This is a genomic window from Acinetobacter sp. SK-43 (genome assembly GCF_015351505.1).
GTDB classification, from domain to species: Bacteria; Pseudomonadota; Gammaproteobacteria; order Pseudomonadales; family Moraxellaceae; genus Acinetobacter; species Acinetobacter junii.
In genome coordinates, this window is record NZ_JADKPY010000077.1 from 20642 (window position 1) to 40443 (window position 19802).

Genomic DNA, 19802 nt, shown 5'->3' on the forward strand with positions numbered 1-19802 from the left:
AAATCATTTTAGAAAAATTAACTAAATTTTTAACTTTTCTAAATTGACTTTGACTGAATAATCTGCATAAATCTTTTGTGAATATCTCCTGTATAACTTAAGGAATATCCTAATTATTTGCTTTCAGTCGTTGGCAGAAATCCTAACATGTTATCAAGCTTGGATTGATTTTTTTGACACATACCATCCATAAATCAGCGAAATACACACATCAAATTATAATCTAATATAGCGCCCTTTCAAAAAAAGTTGCACTCTTATCGACCAAAGTTAAAGATTTTCTACAAATCTCGCACAAACTCTAAGCACAGTGCTCAAAAACGTATCAATGCAAAGCAATTGATCAACTTTTCTAATTCTTTTTATCTACATAAGTAATAAGCAGAACAACATCCTTGTAGCACAAAACATACTTTTATGATGCAAATAAAAAACGGAAGCTTTTTTCAAAACTTCCGTTTCTTCTACAGGAAAACCGAATTAACCAGCTTGATCCAATAGCATATTACGAATGTGGCCAATTGCCTTAGTTGGGTTTAACCCTTTTGGACATACAGACACACAGTTCATGATTCCTTTACAACGGAATAATGAGAATGGGTCATCCAAACGCGCCAAACGCTCTTGAGTAGCAGTATCACGCGAATCGATAATAAAACGATAAGCATTTAACAGTGCAGATGGTCCCAAGAACTTGTCAGGGTTCCACCAGAACGATGGGCATGAAGTTGAACAACATGCACATAGAATACATTCATACAAACCATCAAGATGTTCACGATCTGCTTGAGACTGCAAACGCTCTTTCGCAGGAGCTGGCTGATTGTTGATCAAGAATGGCTGAATTTTATTGTATTGATCGTAGAATTGATTCATATCTACAACCAAGTCTTTTACAACTGGTAAACCAGGTAAAGGACGAATTACAATTTTTTCAGGCAAGTCATTCAAGTTCCACAAACATGCCAAACCATTTTTACCATTAATGTTCACACCATCAGAACCACAAATACCTTCACGGCATGAACGGCGGAATGTTAATGTTTCATCCTGAACTTTTAATGCAAGTAACGCGTCAAGCAACATACGGTGCTTGTCAGTTAACTCTAACTTAAAAGTTTGCATGTATGGCGCTTTATCCTTATCAGGATCATAGCGGTAGATTTCGAATGTACGAGTACCTCTACTCATCTTTGTTCTCCCGATTAGAATGTACGTGGTTTAGGTTCAATAGCTTCAACCGTTAATGGATTGAAACGTACTGGTTTATATTCAAGACGATTGTCTGAAGAATACCATAACGTATGTTTCATCCACTCATCATCACGACGACCATAAGAGTAAGTCGGATGATCTGGAGCTAATTCATAATCAACAACGGTATGCGCACCACGACATTCTTTACGTGCAGCAGCAGAAATCAAGGTTGCTTTAGCAACTTCATACAAGTTTTCAACTTCTAATGCTTCAATACGTGCAGTATTGAATACTTTAGATTTGTCTTTTAAATGAATGTTACGAACACGTGATTCGATCGCAAGAATTTCTTTAACACCTTTATCAAGTAATGCTTGTGTACGGAATACACCAGCATGATCTTGAACGATGTCACGAATTACATCAGCAACTTCTTGCGCATTTTCGCCAGATGTAGATTCATCCAACTTACGTACACGTGCCAATGTGTTTTCTAACACATCGTTTGGTAATGGAGCATAATCATCACCATGGTGTTTAGTCACATAATCAATAATGTGTTCACCAGCAGCTTTACCAAATACAACAAGGTCAAGCAACGAGTTAGTACCTAAACGGTTTGCGCCATGAACAGATACACATGAGCACTCACCGATTGCATAGAAACCTTTAACTGGTTTCACATAATCACGTGTGCCTTTATATGTATATTGTTTTGTATCTTTATCATAGTGAGCAGAGAATTCACCCTCTTCAACACCATGAGGTACAACAACTTGACCATGGATATTCGTTGGAATACCACCCATTTGATAATGGATTGTTGGTACTACAGGAATTGGCTCTTTAGTACAGTCAACGTTCGCGAATTTCTTACCAATCTCAAATACTGATGGTAAACGCTTCATGATTGTATCAGCACCCAAGTGTGTCATATCTAATAGGATATAATCACCTTTTGGACCACAACCACGACCTTCTTTAATTTCCTGATCCATAGAACGAGATACGAAATCACGTGGAGCCAAGTCTTTTAAAGTCGGTGCATAACGTTCCATGAATGGTTCGCCGTCTTTGTTGCGAAGGATACCACCCTCACCACGACAACCCTCAGTTAACAATACACCAGCGCCCGCAACACCCGTTGGGTGGAATTGCCAGAATTCCATATCTTGTAATGGAATACCCGCACGAGCAGCCATACCCAAACCATCACCAGTATTGATGTAGGCGTTGGTAGATGCACGGTAAACACGGCCAGCACCACCTGTAGCAAATAATGTTGCTTTTGCTTGGAATACTGCGATGTTACCTGTTTCTTGATCAATTGCAGTTACACCAAGTACATCACCTTCTTCGTTACGAATTAGATCTAATGCAATCCATTCAACAAAGAATTGAGTACCCATTTTTACGTTGCTTTGATACAACGTGTGTAGTAGTGCATGACCAGTACGGTCAGCTGCAGCACAAGCACGTGGAACTGCTTTTTCACCGTAGTTTGCAGAGTGACCACCAAATGGACGCTGATAAATCGTACCATCTTCGTTACGGTCAAACGGCATACCTAAATGCTCTAACTCATAAACAACTTTCGGTGCTTCACGAGTCATAAACTCAATCGCATCTTGGTCGCCTAACCAGTCAGAACCTTTTACTGTGTCGTAGAAATGATAATGCCAGTTATCTTCTTGCATATTTCCTAACGATGCACCAATACCACCTTGAGCAGCAACTGTATGCGAACGTGTTGGGAATACTTTGGTTAATACAGCAACTTTCAAACCTGCTTGAGCAAGTTGGTAAGCAGCACGCATACCAGAACCACCACCACCAACGATAACTGAATCGAATGATAGTGTTTGAATATTTGAATAATTTTCTTTAGGGGTAGTTGCCATGATCTCTTCCTATCAATTTGCCCAGAAAATCTGGATACCCCAGATTGCGTATACGAACACTGAAATAATGACAGCAGAAGTTAACACAAGGCGTAAACCTGAAGCCGAAGGACCCATTTGACGTGTCGTTACATAATCTGTAAAGACTTGCCACATACCAATCCAAGCGTGCGCAACAAGCGATAACACAGCTAACAATGAGAAAATTTTCATTGGAAGCGTTAGCATAAAGCCAGCCCATTGCTCATAACCGAATCCACTATTGCATAGGATCCAGCCAAACATAACGACAGTATAAGCAGCTAAAACCACAGCTGATACACGTTGGATATACCAATCGCGAGAACCTGAACCCGTTAAACCTGTAGCACTTTTCATTAGAACATAATCCATACAAAAGCTGCGACAATACCGATCACAGATAAGATCAACGAAACTGTAGCTGCAATACGACCACTTTGTAATTCCTCAGCAAAACCAAGGTCAGCAAGTAGATGTTTAATACCTGCAATAAAATGGAAGATTAAGCCTGCTACAAATACCCATACGATGAAACGTACTAAGATATTTCCGAAAACGACATTTTTTACGTAGTCAAATCCTTCTGGTGAAGATAGAGATTTATCCAAAATCCACAAAAGAACAGCGACTAATAAGAAAACGATTACACCAGATAGACGGTGTAGAATTGATGCAATAGCCACGGGTGAGCGTAAATTTACCGCTAACACCTGACCCATGGACAAATTGACAGGTCTGTTGCTTTTCACAGCGGGCATCCTGTAGGTAGAAACTCCAACTGGAGTTTGTTTGAATTAATTCAAAGGAAAGCTGGCATTGTCAGGCAAGCACAGCACATGCCTAACCTATATAACGACAACGAATTATAAAACGTGAAATATCAAAATACAAACAATCAGCTTTCTCTTTAGTCGAAAAAAGCCTTAAATAAGAATCATTCACAAGAATAAGCAAGAAAAATCAATAAACCCACCACACAAAAATTACATATCATATTGATTTTTAAAAAAATTAAATCAAATACAATTTATTATTTTTATTTTTAAATTTCGAATATATTCCTTCAAAATCATTAAGAAATTATTAAAGCATCATACTAAAGTCATATATTTGGATCGATTATTTATATACTCAGAAATAATACCCCTCATTTTAATATTAAATATAACTAAGCAATAATCTATCAAGCAAAGATGATTTTAGTTAAAAATTAGTCATTTTTTAATCAGTTGATCGCACCATAATAGAACAAATAAAAATTCCTTTATTTTTCAATCAACATTTTTTTTAATGATAATTTAAATCTAAGGCATGAGAAATATAGGGTTTTGGCATTTTATTTCAAAATATTTTAGGAATCTATAAATCAAAAAGTGTTAAAAATTTACTTACAATTGTACTGATGCTTCATTTTTTTTCTGCACCTAAAACATGATTTGACATATTATACTCGACCGGTGCTGTGATTTTACTCAATTTTCCCGTTGATACTGAATGACTAATTGACTGTGATAACGTCATTTTTTATCCCTAAGTATAATTGACAAAATTTTAGTAGCCACTAATCTTATAGCAAATTTTGACACCGTCTGATTCGCACATGACAAGATTAGGATTTCGAGTCAGATAATCATTCACCAGGACAGGAGATCTATTGAATGTCTGCAGCAACTGGCAAAAAAGCCGTATTACAGCTTGATGGCAAAGAAATTGAATTACCAATTTACAGCGGCACATTGGGCCCAGATGTAATTGACGTTAAAGATGTATTAGCATCTGGTCACTTTACTTTCGATCCTGGTTTTATGGCGACAGCGGCTTGCGAATCTAAGATCACATTCATTGACGGTGACAAAGGTGTTTTATTACACCGTGGTTATCCAATTGATCAATTAGCGACTCAAGCAGACTACTTAGAAACTTGTTATTTATTATTAAATGGCGAGCTTCCAAATGCTGAACAAAAAACTGAATTTGACGCAAAAGTACGTAACCACACTATGGTTCACGACCAAGTAAGCCGTTTCTTCAATGGTTTCCGTCGTGATGCTCACCCTATGGCGATCATGGTTGGTGTAGTTGGTGCTTTATCTGCGTTCTATCACAACGGTTTAGACATCGAAGATGTTAACCACCGTGAAATCACTGCAATTCGTTTAATCGCGAAAATCCCTACGCTTGCAGCGTGGAGCTACAAGTACACTGTAGGTCAACCATTCATTTACCCTCGTAATGATTTAAGCTACGCAGAAAACTTCTTACACATGATGTTTGCTACGCCTGCTGATCGTGACTACAAAGTAAATCCTGTTCTTGCGCGCGCAATGGACCGTATTTTCACGCTTCATGCTGACCACGAACAAAATGCATCGACTTCTACAGTTCGTCTTGCTGGTTCTACTGGTGCAAACCCTTACGCATGTATCTCTGCTGGTATCTCTGCACTTTGGGGACCTGCTCACGGTGGTGCTAACGAAGCTGTACTTAAAATGTTAGATGAAATTGGTAGCGTTGAAAACGTTGCTGAATTCATGGAAAAAGTAAAACGTAAAGAAGTGAAGCTTATGGGCTTCGGTCACCGCGTTTATAAAAACTTTGACCCTCGCGCTAAAGTAATGAAGCAAACTTGTGACGAAGTTCTTGAAGCATTAGGCATCAACGATCCACAATTGCAGCTTGCTATGGAACTTGAGCGTATTGCATTGAACGACCCGTACTTCGTAGAGCGTAAGCTTTACCCGAACGTAGACTTCTACTCAGGTATCATCTTAAAAGCGATTGGTATCCCAACAGAAATGTTTACTGTAATTTTCGCTCTTGCACGTACTGTTGGTTGGATCAGCCACTGGTTAGAAATGCACAGCGGTCCTTACAAAATCGGTCGTCCGCGTCAGCTTTATACTGGCTCGACTCAACGCGATATTAAACGTTAATTTTCAACAGAATCTTAATGTTAAAAAAGCTGCCTGATGGCAGCTTTTTTATTAGATACTTAATTTATAAAATAAATTAACGTCCCCACTCTACGTCTTTCGCATAAGGTTCTACCATTTTGATACGCTTCACATTCTCTTTTTCAATTTTAGTTAGACGTGAATCCACATTGGTAAAACACGGCATGTACCAATCATAATCAGCAAATGTAGCAGCCCAACTTTTATTCTGAAATGCATACCCATGGCGTGCATAGATTTCATTACGCATATATTGCAACTCACCTAAAGCAACTTGTAGATCTGCATCTTTTAATAATTTACGCGATGCTTCTGGATAGTTACCTTCATCTTTTGCATAGCCACACTGCTGTGCTTTCAAGCTAAAAAACTTTGGTTTAACTGTTTTGCTACTGGGTAACCATTGTGCATCGATCACTGTAGCATTATTTTTATAATCTAAAAGGAACTGACCAAAGGTAGCACCTTGCCCTAATTCATTCAAAGTTACTTTATAAACTGAGCCACTTTTTTGAAGACTTCCCTTAAATTTAGTTTGCTTACCATTTAACAAACTATACCCTGTGAGTTGATCTCCTTTCTGTTGAAAGAACAAAGAAATTTTTTGTTCATCGTTATACAATCCTGTCCAAGATGAGGCGAGCTGTGGAGTTTGGGCAAAACTCAAGGTACAACATGTTAAAGCAGCTGTAAAAGTTAAAAACTTAACTAATTTATTCATATTTCTATGCTCATCAAATATAAAGTTATTGCATTTATTCTTAGTCAATCATGATAACAGTGATCAATGATATGTGGAAAATTCTAAATCCCCTTAATCGACTTATAACCACATTCATTTTCTTTTACTTATTTATATTGATGGTAGAAATTTGTATTCAATATTTTCCTTGGTCAAATCAATCTAATTTTTTAGTCCTAAAGCAAGATGTAGTCCTGACTCAGCCTTGGCGCATCGCCTTCCAAATTCATGTCTTAACGAGCAGTTTTGTTCTTTTAGCTGGCTTTACTCAATTTTCACAATATATTCGTAAAAAATTTAGTCTTGTGCATCGTTATGCAGGTTGGATTTATATTGTTTCGACTCTAGGTTTTGCACTACCGAGCGGTTTGATATTGGCGGTGTATGCCAATGGCGGCTTCAGCACCCAATTGTGTTTTATTTTGCTAGGACTTCTTTGGGAAATCAGCACTTTAATTGCGCTATATTTTGCAATTAAGAAACAATGGTTTCGACATCGTGACTGGATGATAAGAAGTTTTGCTTTAGCTTTATCTGCCTTGAGTTTAAGAACATGGAAACTCGTGTTATACGAACTACAACCGTACATTGACTGGCTCACACCAATCCACATATATCAACTAGAAGCATGGCTAGGCTGGACGATTAATTTATTGATCGCAGAAGTTATTATTTACTATATCAACCACAAAAGAGCTTAGATTTCATCTTCTTCTAATGTCCGTAACAAATTCGAACTAATCCCATCCGCACGAAGCCAAGCAAGTTCATAACTCGCTTTCGCTAAAGCCAATACCCGTCGCTCAAATTCATCCCATACAGGCTTCACTTGTGTATCCACAATGCCAAGACCACTTTCCTGCGCTAAGTACTTATTTTTTTCGCATATCTTTAATGCATGATAAAGCTTGCGACCTTTCGTTGCCGTATCTAATACTCGAATCCGCTTATTATGAATAAAGTCCTCTACCTGTTGCATATTTGCATGAGGTAACAAAGGCACAAGAATTTGATCAAGTTGTGCATCTAAACGTTGCCAAACTGTGAGTCGCTGTTCGGGTGTATATGTATTCCAATGAATCACTTCATGATTAAAACGGCGACATCCTCGGCACACCAAATCACCAAATACCGTTGAACAACGCCCTGCACATGGGGTCAATGATGGGATTCGACGATCATTACTCAAAACACATTCCTCTAAAACCATATCAATTTTATGGTTTTCTCGCTTATTTTCAAATTTCACGCTAAAATACGCGCCTTGATTTTCCTATCTTAATACATTTGGAGTTATCCATGAACGCTACTGTAGAACAGCTTGCACCTGTAGAACAGCAAGCGACCAATAATTGGGTTGTTGCGGCACTATATCAATTTAAAGAAGTTTCAGATGCAGCGGATCTGCAACAGCGTCTTTTAACACTAGTGAATAGCATCAATTTATGTGGAACTCTGATTGTTGCACCAGAAGGAATCAACGGTACTGTCGCTGGTGATCGCACAGCAATTGATACTGTACATCAATTTTTGCTGAACGAAGGTTTCAACGAAATGGAATATAAAGAGTCTTTTAGCTCTGATAAACCATTCCGCAAAATGAAAATTAAACTCAAAAAAGAGATCGTAACTTTAGGTGTAGAAGTTAAACCCCGTGATCTAGTCGGTCATTACCTCGACCCTAAAGAGTGGAATGAGTTAATTAGCCGTGATGATGTAATTTTAATCGACACACGTAATGACTATGAATATAAGGCAGGCACGTTTAAGGGTGCAATTGATCCTAAAACTGAAACTTTCCGTGAGTTCCCTGAATACGTAAAGCAAAACTTAGAACAACACAAAGATAAGAAAATCGCCATGTTCTGTACAGGTGGTATTCGTTGTGAAAAATCAACATCATTACTTTTACAAGAAGGATTTAATGAGGTATATCACCTTAAAGGCGGTATTCTTAAATATCTTGAAGAAACCCCAGCAGAAGAAAGTTTATGGGAAGGTGAATGTTTCGTATTTGATGGCCGCACCGCAGTAACACATGGTGTTGAAGAAGGCGAAAATATTAAATGTCATGCATGTGGCTGGCCTCTTACTAAACAAGAAGCTGAATTACCTAGCTATGAACATGGAGTTTCTTGTGTTTTCTGTATTGATAAAACTACAGAAAAACAAAAAGAAGGTTTCCGCATGCGCCAATCACAAATTGCAGCAGCAAAACGCAAACGCCTATAATTTATTGTTATGCTCAAAAGCCGTAGTTTTCTACGGCTTTTTTATACGAGAAAATAATAACCATTCATATATTGTGTACTTAAGAAAGCATCACTATCCTCTAATCAATGAAAATACGTAGCAAGGTACTATGGGACTAGAAGACTGGGTCTTATCTGTGATGGAAAAGCTGGGATATTTGGGTATTGCATTCTTAATGTTTTTAGACAATATTTTTCCACCAATACCATCTGAAATTATTATGCCCTCTGCTGGTTATACAGCCTCTAAAGGTGATTTGACTTTAATTGGTGTCATTATTGCGGGCAGTACAGGATCTTTACTTGCTGCGATGGTGCTATATTGGATTGGTCGAAAAATTCCTGAGCAACGATTATTCATCTTTATTGAGCATTATGGAAAATTTCTAAGAATAAAGGTAAGTGATCTTGAAAAAGCATTAACTTGGTTTAATAAACATGGACATAAGATTGTTTTCTTTGGTCGTATGATTCCAGCTGTACGCTCTCTCATAAGTATTCCTGCGGGTATGAGTAAAATGCCTTTTGGTAAATTTATGACCTACAGCGCTTTAGGAACGATTATATGGACTACTTTTTTAGCCTACTTAGGTTATCACTTTAGCGAAAATCAAGCTTTGATGACACTGATTATGCAACGTGTCGGTTATATTATTTTAGCTCTGGCTTTACTGTATATCATTTGGATTATTGCGAGAAGGTTCAAAAAAAATCATAAAGATAAACACTGAGACTTAATTTTCAATTATTTTTATCTGAGACAAATTATGAAACATGAATTTTGGCATGACAAATGGCAAAAAAATGAAATTGGGTTTCATCTCAATCAACCTCATTCACTATTAGTTAAATATATTGACTCCTTAAATCTAGAGAAAAACAATCGTATTTTCCTTCCATTGTGTGGGAAAAGCTTAGATATTCATTGGTTGTTAGCACAAGGTTATCATCTGATTGGAATTGATCTTAGTCCGATTGCAATCGAAGAATTAATGGCCGAACTTGCTATTCCATTTACTGAAAGAAAACTGGAAAAATTAACTCATTATCACCATCCGCAAATTGATCTATTTGTTGGTGATTTTTTTGAATTGACTTCAAGCAATATTGGTAAAATTGATGCGATTTATGATCGAGCTGCTTTAGTCGCTTTACCTGAAGAAATGCGAACCGATTATGCACAACATTTGATGCAAATTAGCAATCAGGCAACTCAATTACTCATTAGTTTTGAATATGATCAAAGCGTGATGGCGGGTCCTCCTTTCTCTATTTCCCCTCAACAGCTTAAAGACTATTATTCAAAGCAGTACCAACTGCAATTACTTGATAGTCATACAGAATTACTCAAAGGAAAGGTTGATGCTGAAGAAAAGGTTTGGCTATTAAAGCCTTACTAAATACATATCAACTTATTAAAACCACAGTAAAAGCTGTGGTTTTAATTACTTATTATTTATAATTCACGTTCAAGTTATTTAAAAAATAAAATTAACATATAGATTTAAATTACTTATAGACCCAAAATCAAATCATAAAGAGAAATCATAATGAAATATTATCTATAGATATTTACAGGTATTTATACACTCACACTACTTATTTTTGGATTATTGGCCTACTTTATAGATCTATCAAGTTCTACTACTGTGCCGACATTAATTGCGGCAGGATTCTTTACATCATGGATCTTTGTAAAACGCGAACAAAGAGTCCCTAATCCTCAAGAACGTAAGCATCTAATTTTAGGATCAATTGCGAGTAACTTAATTATCAGTGCAATCCTCGTCGTGATCGCATTATTCTTTATTGCACCTATTCAAACATCTATTGAGATTATTAAACACATTCCTATATGGCTTTGGATTTTGGTGACTGTATTTTTAATATTAGTTGAATATTTTATTTTTCATCTCAGCTATGGCTGGTATGCAAAGCAATGCCTAAAAGGACTTGAGAATAAAAAACATCTTAATTGAGATGTTTAGAACCAAGAATTAATTAGTTGCTGGGCTTATTAGGTGTCAGTTTAATCTTTTCTCAAATATAAAACATTCAATCTAATCGATCAAAATATAAATTTAAAGATATAAAAAACGCCCATTATTGGACGTTTTTTTATATCAAATTTCATCAACTTAATAAGCTGATAAATACAACATATTATGCTGGAGTATGATACATGAGATAGATTTCGTTCAGATTATCTGGAATTTCTTCTGCCAACTCATCCATCAATTGACCATTACGACGGAAAGACTCCATCTGAGGATCTTCTTCATCAATACCGCTGAAGACCATGATTGGTAAAGTTAAATCTACAAGTTGCTCTTCAAACTCAGGTGTAAACCAAGCATCCTCGTTCAAGAACATTGCATCAACGAAACCTACACTCCAATCACCCAGACTTGATTCAACGTCTGCTTCTTCGATTTCAAAAGGAAATTCGATTCCGTTTTCGTTTGCCAAGTCTTGTCTTAGAGACTCTAACCATAACTTAACTTGCTCAACGATTTCGCTAGGAAGTTTCTTTTGATTATTATCAAAAAGTTCTTCTAACCAACGATCAAACTTTGGACCTACGGCTATTGCACACAGAAAACCATGAGTCGCTGCAAAATCCAGACCGTATTCGTTTTGATCACCGTCAAGATAATTACTCAATAAGTCTAAATCTAACGTACTCATTCTTTATCCAAATTTTAAAAATATTTCGTCAACAGCATAACATTTTAAGACTTAAAGTCTCAGAAATTTTGCTCAGTCTTCGTCGTCAAGATCATCGTCGTCGAAATCATAATCAAAATCTTTTAATTCTCGTTCTAAACGACGTTGAGCCAATAGATCATCAATCAAACGGCGCTTTTCTAATGATTCTTTGGCGCTGATTTTTCCTGATGACTCATCAAAACCAACATCATCATCGCCGTAGTTATCATCATCTAATTCAAAATCTGTAGAAGACACTAACACTACCTCTAACAATGAAAAATATAAATGGGTCTAGCCGCTATTTATCTTTCTTCAAATACCTTGTCAAGTTTTATTTAATTTTTTCGCTATAAATCGGTGATTTGTACTTTTTTTCAGCGCTTTTTTTGTGTATTTATAGATGGAGGGCAACAACAATGAAATATAATCACTTTCAATGGACTTGCTGCTTGAAAAAATAATACTCAACCCCATATCCAACAAACTACCGTGAAATCAAACCTATTTTTTTATTTAAGACAAACGGATCAAATCCAAAACATTCGACGTGAATTGTGCTATCATGCACGGTTTTTCACCGCCACAGATTCAACAAAGAGTAAGCAAAGATGAGCGATATGCATTCCCCTACTTCTCAAGTAGCGGCTCTGATTAGCCGAGGCAAAGAACAAGGTTACTTAACTTACGCTGAGGTTAACGATCATCTCCCGGACTCGATTACAGAAAGCGAACAGATTGAAGACATCATTCAGATGCTTCAAGACGTTGGTATTCCTGTGCATGAACGTGCGCCAGAAACTGACGATGCGATGTTTGGCGAATCGACTGAGGCTGCTGATGAAGTTGCAGAAGAAGAAGCTGCTGCAGTATTGGCTTCAGTTGAAAGTGAGCCTGGTCGTACGACTGACCCTGTTCGTATGTATATGCGCGAAATGGGTACAGTTGAACTTCTTACTCGCGAAGGCGAAATCAGTATTGCAAAACGTATCGAAGAAGGTATCCGTGATGTTTTACACTCGATCGCTTACTGGCCAAATGCTGTTGAAGTCGTTTTACAAGAATATAATGATTTTTTAACTGGCGAGCGTCGTCTTGCCGATATTCTTTCTGGCTATTTAGATCCAGAAACAGATGATGATATTCCAGAAGTACTGGAAGAAGAAGCTGTGCTTGAGGATGCTGAAACTCCAGCAGCACCAGCAAAAGATGTAAAACTCGACGATGATGATGAAGATGAAGAGTCTGAAGGTGATGATGATTCTGAAGGTGATTCAGGTCCTGATCCAGAAGTCGCAAAAGTTCGTTTTACAGAATTAGAATCTGCTTGGAATGACACAAAAGCGATTATTGAAAAACACGGTCGTAGCAGTGAAGAAGCGAAAGCAGCGCTTGAATCTCTAGCAGCTGTGTTCATGATGTTCAAATTTACTCCACGTTTATTTGACATTATTTCAGAAATGATTCGTGGCACACATGATCAAATTCGTGCAAATGAACGTGAGATCATGCGTTATGCCGTACGTCGTGGTCGTATGGATCGCAATCAGTTCCGTACAACGTTCCCAGAGCAAGAATCAAATCCGGCTTGGTTAGATGAACAGATTGCTAAGGCACCTGCTGAAATCAAACCACACCTTGAAAAAGTTCGCCCAGATGTACTTGCATTCCAACAAAAGATTGCTGACATCGAAAAAGAACTAGATCTAAACGTTAAAGAAATTAAAGATATTTCTAAACGTATGGCCGTAGGTGAAGCAAAAGCCCGTCGTGCTAAAAAAGAAATGGTTGAAGCCAACTTACGTTTGGTAATTTCGATTGCGAAAAAATACACGAACCGTGGCTTACAATTCCTTGATCTTATTCAAGAAGGTAACATCGGTTTGATGAAAGCCGTAGATAAGTTTGAATACCGTCGTGGTTATAAATTCTCGACTTACGCTACGTGGTGGATTCGTCAGGCAATTACTCGCTCTATTGCCGATCAAGCGCGTACTATTCGTATCCCAGTACACATGATTGAGACGATCAACAAGATCAACCGTGTATCTCGTCAACTTCTTCAAGAAATGGGTCGCGAACCAACACCTGAAGAATTAGGCGAACGTTTAGAAATGGACGAAGTTAAAGTTCGTAAAGTACTTAAAATCGCCAAAGAACCGATTTCGATGGAAACACCAATCGGTGATGATGAAGATTCGCATCTTGGTGACTTCATCGAGGATTCAAACATCACTTCACCAGTGGATGCTGCGACCTCGGAAGGCTTAAAAGAAGCGACTCGTGAAGTACTTGAAAACTTAACTGAACGTGAAGCAAAAGTTTTGAAGATGCGTTTTGGTATTGATATGCCAACTGACCATACTTTAGAAGAAGTAGGTAAGCAGTTTGATGTAACGCGTGAGCGTATCCGTCAGATTGAAGCGAAAGCGTTACGTAAACTTCGCCACCCTTCTCGTTCTGAACACTTACGCTCATTCCTGGAAAACGACTAATATTGAGTGTGTTTTACTCAAAAATCAAAGCTCTAGCAGTGCATTCTGTAGGCTTTGATTTAGGGGTTGAAGTCTAGTGCTTTGTCCCCATTATTGTATTAGATCATAAGCGCCTGCACTGATGCAGGCGTTTCAAATTAAGAGGTTGCTCATGTTAGACCGCACTCCTTCTCGTGAATTGCAAGAACATCTTTGGGTTTTCCCAATGGACTATCCAATCAAATTGATTGGTAATGCAGGGGATGAACTTCGAGTGGCTGTTGTTGATATTTTGCAGAAGCACTTCCCTGAGTTTGATGGTGAAACAGTTACTGTTCAAGCTTCTCGCACAGGTAAATATCATTCTTTAACTGCGCAATTACGCTTTGAGGAATTAGAACAAGTTCATGCACTATATGCTGATCTTGCTGCCTGTCCATTAATTAAGACAGCGCTATAATCAAGGAATCCAAAATACGAAAGTGTTTTGGATTTTTTATGTATGCAAATAAAATCTCTGATCAGTTAAACCATTCATAACACTTCTATATTATTCTTTCTTTTTCGATTTATGATTGCGAAATAGCTGATGAAAACGCAACGAATTTTACTATCATTATTTACGGTATTTATCCCATCTATCAGTGATGCGAAAACAGCAACTTTTTCTTGGCAAAATGAGCTGTGTGAATATAAAGGAGTTTATGACACCAATAAATTCACAGTTAAACAATTAAATGACACGATTAAAATGATGCAATCACGTCATTCGACACAATTAAATAGTAAATCTTATGCCTTCCACCCAGATGACATTGCTAAGATCAATTTAATTGCAATTCAAGAAGAATACAAAGTACAGAAGAAAGCATTAAATAATCTACACCCCTTGCCTATTAAAGAATTTCAGCAACTCAAAAATGATCTTATTCAAAATCTAGATCAGGAATACCAACATAATTATTTGACAGCTCTCGCATTTACACAGCCTACGAAGTTACTCACTTCGACTTTTGCACCACAATGTTTAAACCAAGCCAAGGCTTTAAATGCACAAGATAAGCTATCACTGATTAACAATGCCAAACTTTCTCTGCAACGTGAAAATCAATTAGAGTTAAAATTAGGTAATGATCCACAATTTCTCATGAAACGCAGCAAAGATTTTGATATTAAATTAAAAAGCAAAAACGCAGTTCAATATGCCCAAATTCAACTCATTCGTGAGTGGTCGAATTGTGCAAATCCACATGAAACGACAAACGATCAGTTAGAGCAGATTTTCCGCAAAAAAGTATTTATTCAATCAAAGGAAGTTTATTGTGACGAACCTTGATAAACCATCCTTAATCATTCGATGTTTTCAGGATCTACAAGATTACACGACAAGATTTGAAGCGATGAAAGATTTTACAACTCATCGTGATGAAACAACACCTGATGAGCTTTGGCTACTCCAACATCAAGATGTTCTAACTCAAGGACAAGCAGGTAAACCAGAACATATTCTCATGCATACTCAACTTCCTGTTGTGCATACAGATCGTGGTGGTCAAGTGACGTGGCATGGTAAAGGACAATTGGTTGCCTACTTCCTGTTTGATCTTAATCGTTTGAAATGGCATGTCAGAACTTTAGTTAGCTTCGCTGAACAAGCGATGATCGATTTACTCAAGAAATACGATATCAATGCTTATGCCAAACCAGATGCCCCAGGAGTCTATGTTGATGGACGTAAGATTGGGTCTTTAGGTTTTAAAATTAGAAAAGGAAGGAGTTATCACGGGCTTGCGCTAAATATTGATTGTGACCTAAGTGGTTTTCAAACCATTAATCCTTGTGGATACGCAGGTTTAGAAATGGTACGCTTACAAGACTTGCTTGAAGATTATCCAAATTTCGAGCAGCTCTGTAATGATTTCGTTGAATATTTTAAAAATGCAGATTTGTTTAATGACCTTGAAGTCAAATCTGAATAAATTACTTTTAAAATCTAGAGAAATAAATTAGAGTAAATACTCTAAATTTGCTTTTGCATAATTTTAACAAGGGATACGCAAGTGATTTCGACCAAAGCAGTGAAGCCCACTTTGCAATTTGCCTACGTAAAACTCATGATGGACGTTGTTGGTCGTGGTTTAGTAATGGCAAGCCAAGTGGACAGTGAAGTTCAAGAGGAAGTTTCTAAATTTCCTGTGGGCTTTATACTCTCGATGAATGTTTTTCCTAATGGTCCTGCATTTATCGCTCGGGTAACAGAAGAAAAACAATTAGAGCTATTACCAAATTATAAAGGTAAGCCTGATTTAACCATTACATTTAAGCATCTGACTCATGCCTTCTTAGTTTTTTCTTTCCAAGAAAGCACAGCTCAAGCCTTCGCAAATGACCGAATGATTGCGGATGGTGATGTATCAAGTGCCATTCGCCTTGTCCGTTGCTTAAATAAAATGGAAGCACTGATCTTACCTAAGTTAATTGCTTCACTCGCAGTAAAACGCTACCCAGCTGAATTGACATTAAAAGAAAAATTCACGGGTGCTAAAAATATTTACCTTAAAGTCGCTAAATCATATTTCCAACGGAGTGCTTAACATGGCTAAGCCTTATTACGAATTTTTCTGCCCTGTAAAAGTAATTGCTGGTAATGCCGCGTTAGAGCATATCCCTTTTGAACTTGCAACTTTAGGTGCAAAACGCCCAATGATCATTACTGACAAGGGTGTTCGTGCAAATGGCTTATTGAATCCAATTGAAGCTGCTTTCAGTACGACTGATGCTGTTATTGGTGCAATTTTTGATGATGTACCACCAGATTCAAGCTTAGAAGTTGTTCGTTTAGCAGCAGAACTTTATCGCAAACAAAAATGTGATGCGATTATTGCAATTGGTGGTGGTTCAGTTATTGATACCTCTAAAGCAACTAACATTCTGGTATCTGAGGGTAGTAATGATTTACTACAGTACTCAGGTGCACATAACCTATCAAAACCATTGAAACCTTTCTTCGTGATTCCAACCACATCTGGCACGGGTTCAGAAGTAACAATGGTTGCTGTTGTTTCAGACTTAGAAAAGAACGTAAAAATCCCATTTACGTCATATTATCTAATGCCACATGCTGCGATCCTTGATCCACGTATGACTCAGACCTTACCACCGCATCTTACAGCTATGACTGCAATGGATGCGATGACACATGCTGTTGAGGCCTATACGTGCTTGGCTGCTAACCCTTTAAGTGATGCTTATGCAAGTGCTGCTATCAAAAAAATCAGCGAAAACTTGTTTAAAGTTCTAGATAATCCTAGTGAACCACAAGGTCGTTTAGAGCTTGCACAAGCATCAACAATGGCTGGTATTGCATTCTCGAACTCAATGGTTGGTTTAGTTCACTCTTTAGGTCATGCTTTAGGTGCAGTAGCTCATCTGCCTCACGGTCTATGCATGAACTTGTTCTTGCCATATGTGCTTGAATACAATAAAGAAGTAAATGGCAATAAGATTGGTGAATTATTGCTTCCATTAGCAGGCGCTGACATTTATGCTCAAACCCCTGCAAATCAACGTGCAGATAAAGCGATTGCTACAATCCTAACGATGCGTGATCGTTTATTCAGCTTAACTAAGTTACCTCGCAATTTGCGTGAAACTGGTAAAGTCACTGAAGCTCAACTTGATGATGTTGCAGAAAAAGCGCTGAATGATGGTTCAATCATTTTCAATCCAAAAGAAGCAAGCTTAAAAGATCTACGTGCTATCTTGCAAAAAGCTTGGTAATTAATTGATTTAGATCATAAATCATGCAGAAAAAGCCCTGATCATATAAAGTGATCGGGGCTTTTAAAATTTAGGTGAACTTTTATTCATCTTTTTTTCTCCACAATTGGCAAAAAAATTGCTAAAAAAAGCATAAAAGTACTGACAATGAATACCAATTTAGGATAGATTGGCGGACTTCTTTTTTCTGTAGGGGGGATCATTTCGTCTCAAATGATCCTTAAACCATAGCTGATCCTTGATCAACGATTATGAGGATAACGCCGTTGACAAATATCTCTGGGACTCAATCGGCAGCTAAACTGCAAAAAACGCTAGGTCTCTGGCACATTATCATTATTGGTTTAGCTTATATTCAACCTATGACTTTGTTTGACACTTTTGGTCTAGTATCAGAAGAAAGTCATCATCATGTTCCTACCTCATATATAGTGGCCTTAATTGCAATTTTGTTCACATCTTTGAGCTATGGTCACATGATTCGCCGCTATCCATCGTCTGGTTCGGCATATACCTACGCGCAAAAATCCATTCATCCCAATGTTGGTTTTATGGTAGGTTGGTCATCTTGGTTAGATTATTTACTCTCACCAATGGTCAATATCATCCTTGCAGTGATTTATCTTGAAGCCTTATTTCCAAGTGTAAATCATTGGGTTTGGGTTATTGTTTTGACTGCATTCATGACTGGCGTAAACTTACGTGGCGCCAAGTTTGTTGCTAATTTCAACAGCATGATTGTTTTAGTCCAGCTGATTGTAATTGCTGTATTTACCTATTTAGTTTATAGCAAATTACAAATGGGACTTAACGCAGAAGGACCAATAACAGCAGAAACTCGCTATCAGCTTTGGAGTCTTGAACCATTTTGGAACGAGTTAACCTCAGTTGGCGCATTAATTACTGGTGCAACCTTACTTTGTTTCTCGTTTACAGGGTTTGACTCTTTAAGTTCACTTGCAGAAGAAACCAAAGATACCGAAAAAACGCTTCCAAAAGCTATTTTCTTGACTGCTCTATTTGCAGGGATCGTGTTTATCATCAGCACATATTTCATGCAAATTTACTTTCCAAATGATCCTAAAACTTACTTCCAAGATGTCGCAGCAACACAGCCTGACATTTTACTCCTAGTTGGTGGCTCATTGTTCCAGTCTTATGTTCTTGCTTTTGCAATCGTGACAGTAATGGCATCTGGTATTTCTGCACATGCAGGGGTATCGCGGTTGATGTATGTGATGGGTCGTGATGGCGTGATTAATAAAAAAATCTTTGGTCATATTAGTCCAAAGAACTTTACACCGTCATACAACATCATGATCGTAGGTGCAGTCGCGCTATGTGCTGGATTTATGAACCTTGATACCGTTATTTCATTGATCAGCTTTGGTGCTTTAACTGCATTCACGTTTGTCAATTTATCGGTTATTTCTCGTTATGCATTACGTGATGGGCGAACTAAAAATCTTAAAGATATTTTAAACTTCGTTGTGATTCCTTTAATGGGATTCATCAGTATCTTTGCATTGTGGTTAGAAATTGAAGATACCTCACTAAAATATGGCTTATGGTGGGCTATGTTTGGTGTGTTATACCTTGGTTATAAAACTAAAGGCTTCAAATATTCTGCACCTCAGCATAATGAGTTTGATGATAAACTTTAATCAACATCATAAAAAAAGGCGCTTTATGCCACTACTGTCCCATAGTTTGCTCTAAATAAAAAAACCTGAGTCTAAATAGTTAAAATATGAGTGCAAACAAACACTTTA

21 protein-coding genes are annotated in these 19802 nt (G+C 37.5%); 13 read left to right on the plus strand and 8 right to left on the minus strand.

Annotation, left to right across the window (positions count from 1 at the left end; translation table 11 throughout):
• Positions 1–480 precede the first annotated feature (480 nt).
• From IRT38_RS14520 to sdhC, 4 genes are read right to left on the minus strand one after another with little or no spacing between them, the layout of a single operon-like run.
• On the minus strand, positions 481–1191 hold the full coding sequence (locus IRT38_RS14520; protein ID WP_004908354.1) for a succinate dehydrogenase iron-sulfur subunit: 711 nt from the start codon (positions 1189–1191) through the stop codon (positions 481–483).
• Positions 1192–1205: 14 nt separating this feature from the next.
• Positions 1206–3101 carry a succinate dehydrogenase flavoprotein subunit gene (gene sdhA / locus IRT38_RS14525; protein WP_026057405.1) on the minus strand — a complete coding sequence of 632 codons (1896 nt, stop codon included), beginning with the start codon at positions 3099–3101 and terminating at the stop codon, positions 1206–1208.
• 9 nt (positions 3102–3110) lie between these two features.
• A complete protein-coding gene (sdhD, locus tag IRT38_RS14530) occupies positions 3111–3476 on the minus strand; it encodes a succinate dehydrogenase, hydrophobic membrane anchor protein (RefSeq protein WP_004908359.1) in 366 nt (121 codons plus the stop codon).
• Positions 3476–3877 (minus strand): succinate dehydrogenase, cytochrome b556 subunit, encoded by a 402-nt coding sequence (gene sdhC / locus IRT38_RS14535; RefSeq protein ID WP_005402201.1) that lies wholly within the window; start codon positions 3875–3877, stop codon positions 3476–3478. Before sdhC ends, sdhD begins: the two co-directional genes overlap by 1 nt.
• Positions 3878–4777: 900 nt before the next feature.
• Between sdhC and gltA the strand changes: the two genes are divergently transcribed.
• Positions 4778–6052: a citrate synthase gene (gltA, locus tag IRT38_RS14540; RefSeq protein WP_004908368.1), complete on the plus strand. Its 1275-nt coding sequence runs from the start codon at positions 4778–4780 to the stop codon at positions 6050–6052.
• Between the two features lie 76 nt (positions 6053–6128).
• Here gltA and IRT38_RS14545 read toward each other — a convergent pair whose 3' ends face one another.
• Positions 6129–6794 (minus strand): YARHG domain-containing protein, encoded by a 666-nt coding sequence (locus IRT38_RS14545; RefSeq protein WP_194598089.1) that lies wholly within the window; start codon positions 6792–6794, stop codon positions 6129–6131.
• Positions 6795–6865: 71 nt separating this feature from the next.
• Here IRT38_RS14545 and IRT38_RS14550 point away from each other — a divergent pair, with 71 nt between their 5' ends.
• Positions 6866–7516, plus strand: coding sequence for a DUF2306 domain-containing protein (locus IRT38_RS14550; protein WP_194598090.1), 651 nt, complete (start codon positions 6866–6868; stop codon positions 7514–7516).
• On the opposite strand, the gene IRT38_RS14555 is transcribed toward IRT38_RS14550, so the two are convergent.
• A complete protein-coding gene (locus tag IRT38_RS14555; protein ID WP_125318626.1) occupies positions 7513–8004 on the minus strand; it encodes a DUF1289 domain-containing protein in 492 nt (163 codons plus the stop codon). The genes IRT38_RS14550 and IRT38_RS14555 overlap by 4 nt on opposite strands.
• A gap of 110 nt (positions 8005–8114) precedes the next feature.
• Between IRT38_RS14555 and IRT38_RS14560 the strand changes: the two genes are divergently transcribed.
• The 4 genes from IRT38_RS14560 to IRT38_RS14575 all read left to right on the plus strand — a co-directional run bounded on the left by IRT38_RS14560 (position 8115) and on the right by IRT38_RS14575 (position 11046).
• Positions 8115–9047: a rhodanese-related sulfurtransferase gene (locus IRT38_RS14560; protein WP_194598091.1), complete on the plus strand. Its 933-nt coding sequence runs from the start codon at positions 8115–8117 to the stop codon at positions 9045–9047.
• Positions 9048–9177: 130 nt separating this feature from the next.
• Positions 9178–9798, plus strand: coding sequence for a DedA family protein (locus tag IRT38_RS14565; protein WP_112987685.1), 621 nt, complete (start codon positions 9178–9180; stop codon positions 9796–9798).
• 36 nt (positions 9799–9834) lie between these two features.
• Positions 9835–10467: a thiopurine S-methyltransferase gene (tmpT, locus tag IRT38_RS14570; RefSeq protein ID WP_194598092.1), complete on the plus strand. Its 633-nt coding sequence runs from the start codon at positions 9835–9837 to the stop codon at positions 10465–10467.
• Between the two features lie 180 nt (positions 10468–10647).
• Positions 10648–11046 (plus strand): ABZJ_00895 family protein, encoded by a 399-nt coding sequence (locus IRT38_RS14575; protein ID WP_227592177.1) that lies wholly within the window; start codon positions 10648–10650, stop codon positions 11044–11046.
• Between the two features lie 184 nt (positions 11047–11230).
• On the opposite strand, the gene IRT38_RS14580 is transcribed toward IRT38_RS14575, so the two are convergent.
• Both IRT38_RS14580 and IRT38_RS14585 read right to left on the minus strand, forming a co-directional pair.
• Positions 11231–11755, minus strand: coding sequence for a YecA family protein (locus IRT38_RS14580; protein ID WP_194598093.1), 525 nt, complete (start codon positions 11753–11755; stop codon positions 11231–11233).
• A gap of 72 nt (positions 11756–11827) precedes the next feature.
• Positions 11828–12034: a PA3496 family putative envelope integrity protein gene (locus tag IRT38_RS14585; protein WP_004908399.1), complete on the minus strand. Its 207-nt coding sequence runs from the start codon at positions 12032–12034 to the stop codon at positions 11828–11830.
• A 353-nt stretch (positions 12035–12387) separates the two neighbouring features.
• Here IRT38_RS14585 and rpoD point away from each other — a divergent pair, with 353 nt between their 5' ends.
• The 7 genes from rpoD (at position 12388) to IRT38_RS14620 (ending at position 19694) form a co-directional block, all read left to right on the plus strand.
• Positions 12388–14271 carry an RNA polymerase sigma factor RpoD gene (gene rpoD / locus IRT38_RS14590; RefSeq protein ID WP_004908401.1) on the plus strand — a complete coding sequence of 628 codons (1884 nt, stop codon included), beginning with the start codon at positions 12388–12390 and terminating at the stop codon, positions 14269–14271.
• A gap of 151 nt (positions 14272–14422) precedes the next feature.
• Entirely contained in the window at positions 14423–14710 is a 288-nt protein-coding gene (locus IRT38_RS14595; RefSeq protein WP_004950773.1) for a YbeD family protein, read from the plus strand.
• 129 nt (positions 14711–14839) lie between these two features.
• Positions 14840–15586, plus strand: coding sequence for a hypothetical protein (locus IRT38_RS14600; RefSeq protein WP_129263707.1), 747 nt, complete (start codon positions 14840–14842; stop codon positions 15584–15586).
• Positions 15573–16229 carry a lipoyl(octanoyl) transferase LipB gene (lipB, locus tag IRT38_RS14605; protein ID WP_004963621.1) on the plus strand — a complete coding sequence of 219 codons (657 nt, stop codon included), beginning with the start codon at positions 15573–15575 and terminating at the stop codon, positions 16227–16229. Before IRT38_RS14600 ends, lipB begins: the two co-directional genes overlap by 14 nt.
• Positions 16230–16310: 81 nt before the next feature.
• Positions 16311–16844 carry a hypothetical protein gene (locus tag IRT38_RS14610; RefSeq protein WP_004908410.1) on the plus strand — a complete coding sequence of 178 codons (534 nt, stop codon included), beginning with the start codon at positions 16311–16313 and terminating at the stop codon, positions 16842–16844.
• Position 16845: 1 nt separating this feature from the next.
• Entirely contained in the window at positions 16846–18030 is a 1185-nt protein-coding gene (locus tag IRT38_RS14615) for an iron-containing alcohol dehydrogenase (RefSeq protein WP_194598094.1), read from the plus strand.
• Positions 18031–18281: 251 nt separating this feature from the next.
• Positions 18282–19694 (plus strand): APC family permease, encoded by a 1413-nt coding sequence (locus IRT38_RS14620; protein ID WP_171065662.1) that lies wholly within the window; start codon positions 18282–18284, stop codon positions 19692–19694.
• Positions 19695–19802: the final 108 nt, after the last annotated feature.

Excerpts from the sequence above, each read along its gene's own strand:
- IRT38_RS14520 (WP_004908354.1), bottom strand. The coding sequence starts at position 1,191 with ATGAGTAGAGGTACTCGTACATTCGAAATCTACCGCTATGATCCTGAT.
- sdhD (WP_004908359.1), bottom strand. The coding sequence starts at position 3,476 with ATGAAAAGTGCTACAGGTTTAACGGGTTCAGGTTCTCGCGATTGGTAT.
- sdhC (WP_005402201.1), bottom strand. The coding sequence starts at position 3,877 with ATGCCCGCTGTGAAAAGCAACAGACCTGTCAATTTGTCCATGGGTCAG.
- gltA (WP_004908368.1), top strand. The coding sequence starts at position 4,778 with ATGTCTGCAGCAACTGGCAAAAAAGCCGTATTACAGCTTGATGGCAAA.
- IRT38_RS14545 (WP_194598089.1), bottom strand. The coding sequence starts at position 6,794 with ATGAATAAATTAGTTAAGTTTTTAACTTTTACAGCTGCTTTAACATGT.
- IRT38_RS14550 (WP_194598090.1), top strand. The coding sequence starts at position 6,866 with ATGTGGAAAATTCTAAATCCCCTTAATCGACTTATAACCACATTCATT.
- IRT38_RS14560 (WP_194598091.1), top strand. The coding sequence starts at position 8,115 with ATGAACGCTACTGTAGAACAGCTTGCACCTGTAGAACAGCAAGCGACC.
- IRT38_RS14565 (WP_112987685.1), top strand. The coding sequence starts at position 9,178 with ATGGGACTAGAAGACTGGGTCTTATCTGTGATGGAAAAGCTGGGATAT.
- tmpT (WP_194598092.1), top strand. The coding sequence starts at position 9,835 with ATGAAACATGAATTTTGGCATGACAAATGGCAAAAAAATGAAATTGGG.
- IRT38_RS14580 (WP_194598093.1), bottom strand. The coding sequence starts at position 11,755 with ATGAGTACGTTAGATTTAGACTTATTGAGTAATTATCTTGACGGTGAT.
- rpoD (WP_004908401.1), top strand. The coding sequence starts at position 12,388 with ATGAGCGATATGCATTCCCCTACTTCTCAAGTAGCGGCTCTGATTAGC.
- IRT38_RS14595 (WP_004950773.1), top strand. The coding sequence starts at position 14,423 with ATGTTAGACCGCACTCCTTCTCGTGAATTGCAAGAACATCTTTGGGTT.
- IRT38_RS14600 (WP_129263707.1), top strand. The coding sequence starts at position 14,840 with ATGAAAACGCAACGAATTTTACTATCATTATTTACGGTATTTATCCCA.
- IRT38_RS14615 (WP_194598094.1), top strand. The coding sequence starts at position 16,846 with ATGGCTAAGCCTTATTACGAATTTTTCTGCCCTGTAAAAGTAATTGCT.
- IRT38_RS14620 (WP_171065662.1), top strand. The coding sequence starts at position 18,282 with ATGAGGATAACGCCGTTGACAAATATCTCTGGGACTCAATCGGCAGCT.